Origin of the sequence: Stakelama pacifica (assembly GCF_004361835.1) — a bacterium.
Classification (GTDB): domain Bacteria; phylum Pseudomonadota; class Alphaproteobacteria; order Sphingomonadales; family Sphingomonadaceae; genus Sphingomonas; species Sphingomonas pacifica.
This window is the reverse complement of sequence record NZ_SNWD01000018.1, coordinates 49771-55859: the sequence shown is the minus strand read 5'-3', so window position 1 is coordinate 55859 and position 6089 is coordinate 49771. Positions and strand designations below refer to the sequence as shown.

The window sequence follows — 6089 nt, the reverse complement described above, 5'->3', positions numbered from 1 at the left end:
CTCCTCGCTGAACCTCGATCGCTTCATTCGTCCGTCTCCTTGTCGAAGGCCGGACTCTACCTATCAATGGAGGAAATCTAGGGGCTCAGACCACGACATGCGTGGAAGTCGTTGGTTTAATCACAAAAAGTAATCCGAAATTCAAGCAAGGTGATAAGCGCTATGAACAGGCGCTAACGTTTGCAAGCGAAATGATCGCTAGAGCATGGGAGAACCAAAAAGGACCTCTTCCTGACATGGACGATAATGATCTGGTAGTTGAGTTTGACGAGTTAGACCGTCAACTCGGTCTTATGGATATGCTGCGCGAGTTAGATGCCAGCGCTGATATCAAGGGCGGGAAGAACCATAATATCATCCTTATCTTTTCCGAAGACGCTCCAATGGAAATACAGACATTTAGAGACGCGACTCAAGCGATATCAGTGCTTTTCGAATTGGAAAAGGAGCACGCCGGGACGGAAAAGGATATCGTATTGGTGAGAGGAAATAGGCACGACGTGCGCACGGCTTTCAGAAACTATTTTTCTGACGCCAGCGATTTTATCTTTTATATCGATCAAGCCCGTGGCCTTTTAAGTGGAACTCTTTCCTAGCTAAGGCATAAAGCATCAGCCCTCTCGCGAGTTCGTTAAGTTGGTTTGAAACGCCCTCAATTCCCGCTTTGAAGCGCGCCATAGCTGGCCTATCCTGCGGCCATGCGCAGACATATCCTTATTCTGTCGGGCCTCTTCGTGCTGGCGCTGGTCGCCGCGGGGATATGGCTTTTCCAGCCCGACATCGCCCGCTATCCCGTTGATGCCGTTACCGGCCGGGTGCCGCAGCTTTCGCCGCCGCGTGACGAGACGGTGCCCACGGTCAAGGTCGCCGATGCGGTCGGCTGGCCCGCGGGTAAGACGCCTGTCCCGGCAAAGGGACTGCAGGTCGCGGCCTTTGCCGACAAGCTGGACCATCCGCGCTGGCTCTATCGCCTGCCGAACGGCGACATTCTGGTGGCGGAAACCAATTCACCGCCTCGCGAAGGGGGCGGCATCACCGGCTGGGTGATGAACCATCTGATGGACAAAGCGGGCGCTGGCGTGCCGTCGGCGAACCGGATCACGCTGCTGCGCGACAGCAATGGCGACGGCAAAGCGGATCAGCGCAGCGTGTTCCTGAGCGGGCTCAACTCGCCCTTCGGCATGGCGCTGGTCGGCAACGACCTGTATGTCGCCGATACCGATGCGCTGCTGCGCTTTCCGTATAAGGAGGGCGATACGAAGATCAGCGCGAAGCCGGAAAAGATCATCGACCTTCCCGGCGGCGGCAATCACTGGGCGCGCAATGTCCTGTATAATCCGAAGGGCGACAGCCTGTGGGTGTCGGTCGGATCGGCAACTAATATCGCCGAGGACGGGATGGACGCGGAAAAGAACCGCGCCACGATCCTTGAGGTGTTTCCGCAGAAAAAGAGCTTCCGCGTCTGGGCCTCCGGTATTCGCAACGCGACCGGCATGGCACTCAATCCGGTGACCAAACGGCTTTGGGCGGTGGTCAACGAACGCGACATGATGGGGTCGGACATGCCGCCCGATTATCTGACCCAGGTCGATTTCGCGGCGTTCTTCGGATGGCCCTGGGGCTATTGGGGCGGATATGAGGATCGCCGCGTCGAACCGCGCCGCCCCGATCTGATGCAATATATCATGCGTCCCGATTATGCGCTGGGACCGCATGTCGCGCCGCTGGGCCTCGCCTTCGCTGCCGATGCCCGGCTGGGGCCGCGCTTCGCCCGGGGCGCATTCATTGGCGAGCACGGGTCGTGGAACCGCCAGCCGGTATCGGGCTATAAGGTCGTGTTCGTGCCCTTTACCGCCAAAGGGTTCCCCGTGGACGGCGCGAAGCCGCAGGATGTGCTCACCGGCTTTCTGAGCCCCGATGGCGAGGCTTATGGCCGCCCGGTCGGCGTGATCACCGACGCGCTGGGCGGCCTGCTCGTCGCCGATGATGTCGGCAACACGATCTGGCGGGTCAGCGCATCGGGCGCGTCGGCTCAGCCGCCGTCGGACGGATCGGGAAAATAGACCGAGTCGAAGTCAGCGGCTTCGTCGCCCGTAACGCTCGCATGGAACGCCGCATCCTGCCCGACGCGGGTAGGAGACGGCGTTTCATAGTCGGCAACGGCGCGGCGCTTTGCTGAGCCTGCGTCAGGCACGTCATAGCCATAAGCGAAGTCGCGGCGCATATGCGAGGTGGTGTACTGCCCGAGTACCAGTCCGCACAACATCGCTGCGGCGATTCCCAGCGACACGAGTGCAAGTCCCCTGCCGGAAACCAACAAGCGGGGCCGGCGACGGCGATGCGAACGGTGGCGGCGGGACATCAGCGCCCTCCCTTTATTTCAACAGCTTCGGCCCTTCGCGGGTCAGCTTCTCGCGTATCTTGTTGGCGAACAACGCAAGCATCGGCGGCAGGTCGATGACCGCATGCACCTTTTCCTCGCCCACATCCATACGGCTGGCGACGCGCTGCCCCATGCCCTCCACCGTGAAGAACACCGTATCGCCTTCCCAGCGATGATCGGTAACCGCACCGCCGGGAATCATGTCGGCAACCTTGCCGATCCCCTTTTCCAGCCGTTCGCGCGCAGTGGCGCGGTCCAGCTTGTGCGGGATATCGACGGTGATCGGATCGGCCATTGCGAAAACTGCTCCTATTGAGTCGCGAAAAGCATCGCGTCATCGGCAAACGCCTTGAACTCAAGTGCGTTTCCGCTGGGGTCGCGAAAGAACATCGTCGCCTGCTCGCCCGGCTGTCCGGCGAACCGGATATGCGGTTCGATGCCGAACGCTATTCCGGCGTCGCGCACCCGGTCCGCAAGCGCTTCCCAGTCGGCCATGGTCAGCACCACGCCGAAATGCGGCACCGGCACATCATGGCCGTCGACCGGGTTGCTTGTCCCCCCCCCTTTCGCTTCGGGGTCGAGATGCGCGACGATCTGATGCCCGAACAGATCGAAATCGATCCAGCGATCGGCGCTGCGCCCTTCGGCACAGCCGAGCACCTCCCCATAGAAATGCCGCGCGGCATCGAGGTCGTGTACCGGGAAGGCGAGATGAAAGGGTCGGATAGCTGCCATGCGCCGCACCCTAGCGCAGCGCGCACCGGTTTCGATAGGGGCTTTGCCGAACGCGGCGCTGTATGCCTTGCCAGCGGCGGCGGACGGCGCGATATCCGCCAGCCATGATGCGTGCCCTTCTCCGCCATCCTTATTGGTCGCTGCTGATCGCAGGACTGATCTCCGCAACCGGATTCGCGCCATGGTCGCTCTGGCCGCTCGCGCTGCTCGCTTTCGCATTGTGGCTGGCGCTGGTGCATGATGCACCGACGCTGAAGGCCGCGTTGCTGCGCAGCTGGGTGTTCGGCGTCGCGCATTTCACGGTCGGCAACAACTGGATTCAGCACGCCTTCGATTATCAGGAGAAGATGCCGCCGTCGCTCGGCTATCTGGCGGTGGTGCTGCTGGCGCTGTACCTCGCCGTCTATCCGATGCTTGCGGGCGGGCTCGCATGGCGGTTCGGCAGACGCGGCACGGTTCCCGGCCCGGCCTTTGTCTTCATGGCGAGCGCGGCATGGATCGTCACCGAATGGCTGCGCGCGGAAATGTTCACCGGCTATGCGTGGAACCCGCTCGGGATGATCTGGCTGCCGGTCTGGGGCGTGGCGCAGGCGGCGGGTCTGATCGGCACCTATGCGCTGTCGGGGGTGGCAGTGGCCGCGGCGGGCGCGTTGCTGCTGCTTGCCCATCGGCAATGGCGCATGCCGCTCGTCACCACGCTTGCCCTGCTCATCACCGGCTTTATCGGCTCGCTCGACCGGGTTCCCGCCCCGCCGCAGAGCCAGCCGCTGGTGCGCGTCGTCCAGCCCAATATCGGGCAGGAAGCCGCGCATGACGATGATTATGCGCTGCGCGTGCTTCGAAAGCTTCGCGAATTGTCCGGCGAACCGGGGAAGCGCCCGCGGATCATCGCATGGCCCGAAGGCATGGTGAATTATTATATCGAGGACGGCTATCCCCCCGAATGGTATTGGGAGGGCAATCCCCGCGCCATCCGAACCGCGATCGCCGCCAAGCTTGGCCCGCGCGACGTCGCGCTGCTGGGCGGCAATGCGCTGTTCTTCAACGCGGATAACAAGCTGACCGGCGCGGGCAATTCCGTGTTCGTGCTGAACGCCGATGCGAAGATCACCGGCCGCTATGACAAGGCGCATCTGGTCCCCTATGGCGAATATCTGCCGATGCGTCCGCTGCTCCAGCCGCTCGGCCTTGCCCGGCTGGTGATGGGCGATATCGATTTCATCCCCGGCCCCGGCCCGCGCACGCTCGCCATTCCCGGTTTCGGCAAAGCGGGCGTGCAAATCTGCTACGAAATCATCTTCTCCGGACAAGTGGTAGACCCGCAGGACCGCCCCGATTTCCTGTTCAACCCGTCGAACGATGCATGGTTCGGCAATTGGGGGCCGCCCGAACATCTGGCGCAGGCGCGGATGCGCGCGATCGAGGAAGGCCTTCCGATCCTGCGCGCAACGCCGACCGGCATCTCAGCGATTATCGATGCCGACGGGCGGATCGTGTCGGCGGTACCACGGCATGTCGAGGGCGTTGCAGAGGCGCCCCTGCCGCTGCCCCGCGCACCCACGGTTTTCGCGCGGATGGGCAACTGGATGGCGTTCATTGTCGCTGCGATGTTTGCGATTGCGGGCGTTGCCATTCGCCGCCGAACGCATTAAACCGTCATATAACGATTTCTTTATATCGACCTGTTACGGGTCGCTTTCATGCCCAAGCAGAGGGAATTGCATGCGTTCGAGCTACCTCTTCACGTCCGAATCGGTTTCCGAAGGTCATCCCGACAAGGTTTCCGACCAGATTTCCGACGCCATTGTCGACCTGTTCCTTTCGAAAGACCCCGAAGCGCGCATCGCCTGCGAAACGCTGACCACCACCAACCGGGTGGTGCTGGCGGGCGAAATCCGCTGCAAGGGCGTCTATGAAAATGACGAATGGGCACCGGGCGCGCTCGACGAGATCGAGACGACCGTGCGCAATGTCGTTCGCGAAATCGGCTATGAGCAGGACGGTTTCCACTGGGAAACGTTCGAATTCCAGAACTATCTGCACGGCCAGTCGGCGCATATCGCACAGGGCGTCGATGCCAGCGGCAACAAGGATGAGGGCGCAGGCGATCAGGGGATCATGTTCGGCTATGCCGTTGCCGACACCCCCGACCTGATGCCCGCCACGCTGGATTACAGCCACAAGATCCTGCAGCGGATGGCCGCCGACCGCAAATCGGGCAAGGCGCCTTTCCTGGAGCCTGATGCCAAGAGTCAGGTCACGCTGCGGTTCGAGGACGACCGTCCGGTCGCCTGCACCGCCATCGTCGTGTCGACCCAGCATGCGCCGGGCTATGACAAGGGCGAGAAGGAAGCCGAGCTGAAAAACTATGTGAAGGCCGTCATTGCCGACATCCTTCCCGCCGAGCTGCTTTCGGACGCGACCGAATATCACATCAACCCGACCGGCACGTTCGAAATCGGCGGCCCGGACGGGGATGCAGGCCTTACCGGGCGCAAGATTATCGTCGACACCTATGGCGGCGCAGCCCCGCATGGCGGCGGAGCGTTTTCGGGCAAGGACCCGACCAAGGTCGACCGGTCGGCCGCTTATATCACCCGCTATCTGGCGAAGAATATCGTCGCTGCCGGGCTTGCCCGCCGCTGCACGATTCAGCTTGCCTATGCGATCGGCGTTTCCAAGCCGCTGTCGATCTATGTCGACACGCACGGCACCGGTACGGTCGATGAAGTTAAAATCGAAGACGCGATCCGCGCCAATCCGAAGCTGGGCGGCCTGACCCCGCGCGGCATCCGCACGCATCTTCAGCTCAACAAGCCCATCTATCGCCCCTCGGCAGCCTATGGCCATTTCGGACGCAAGGCCGAAGGCGATATGTTCCCCTGGGAACGCACCGATCTGGTCGAAGATCTGAAACAGGCGCTGACCGCCGAAACGGCAGGCTGAGGCTTCGGCCCCGCAAGACAGGAAA

General features: G+C 61.9%; 7 protein-coding genes. 4 read left to right on the top strand and 3 right to left on the bottom strand.

Annotated elements, in window-relative coordinates; genetic code table 11:
* The first annotated feature begins 101 nt into the window (after nucleotides 1-101).
* Both EV664_RS17720 and EV664_RS17715 read left to right on the top strand, forming a co-directional pair.
* Entirely contained in the window at nucleotides 102-596 is a 495-nt protein-coding gene (locus EV664_RS17720; RefSeq protein WP_133497052.1) for a hypothetical protein, read from the top strand.
* Nucleotides 597-698: 102 nt separating this feature from the next.
* Nucleotides 699-2063, top strand: a complete 1365-nt coding sequence (locus EV664_RS17715) for a PQQ-dependent sugar dehydrogenase (protein WP_133497051.1) — start codon at nucleotides 699-701, stop codon at nucleotides 2061-2063.
* Here the strand turns inward: EV664_RS17715 and EV664_RS17710 are convergent.
* The 3 genes from EV664_RS17710 to EV664_RS17700 all read right to left on the bottom strand — a co-directional run bounded on the left by EV664_RS17710 (nucleotide 2033) and on the right by EV664_RS17700 (nucleotide 3118).
* Entirely contained in the window at nucleotides 2033-2290 is a 258-nt protein-coding gene (locus EV664_RS17710; protein WP_133497050.1) for a hypothetical protein, read from the bottom strand. The genes EV664_RS17715 and EV664_RS17710 overlap by 31 nt on opposite strands.
* 85 nt (nucleotides 2291-2375) lie before the next feature.
* Nucleotides 2376-2678, bottom strand: a complete 303-nt coding sequence (locus tag EV664_RS17705) for a polyhydroxyalkanoic acid system family protein (protein WP_133497049.1) — start codon at nucleotides 2676-2678, stop codon at nucleotides 2376-2378.
* A gap of 14 nt (nucleotides 2679-2692) precedes the next feature.
* Nucleotides 2693-3118: a VOC family protein gene (locus tag EV664_RS17700; protein WP_133497048.1), complete on the bottom strand. Its 426-nt coding sequence runs from the start codon at nucleotides 3116-3118 to the stop codon at nucleotides 2693-2695.
* Between the two features lie 104 nt (nucleotides 3119-3222).
* Here EV664_RS17700 and lnt point away from each other — a divergent pair, with 104 nt between their 5' ends.
* Both lnt and metK read left to right on the top strand, forming a co-directional pair.
* Nucleotides 3223-4770: an apolipoprotein N-acyltransferase gene (gene lnt, locus EV664_RS17695; protein WP_133497047.1), complete on the top strand. Its 1548-nt coding sequence runs from the start codon at nucleotides 3223-3225 to the stop codon at nucleotides 4768-4770.
* Between the two features lie 70 nt (nucleotides 4771-4840).
* On the top strand, nucleotides 4841-6064 hold the full coding sequence (gene metK, locus EV664_RS17690; RefSeq protein WP_133497046.1) for a methionine adenosyltransferase: 1224 nt from the start codon (nucleotides 4841-4843) through the stop codon (nucleotides 6062-6064).
* The last annotated feature ends 25 nt before the right edge of the window (nucleotides 6065-6089 follow it).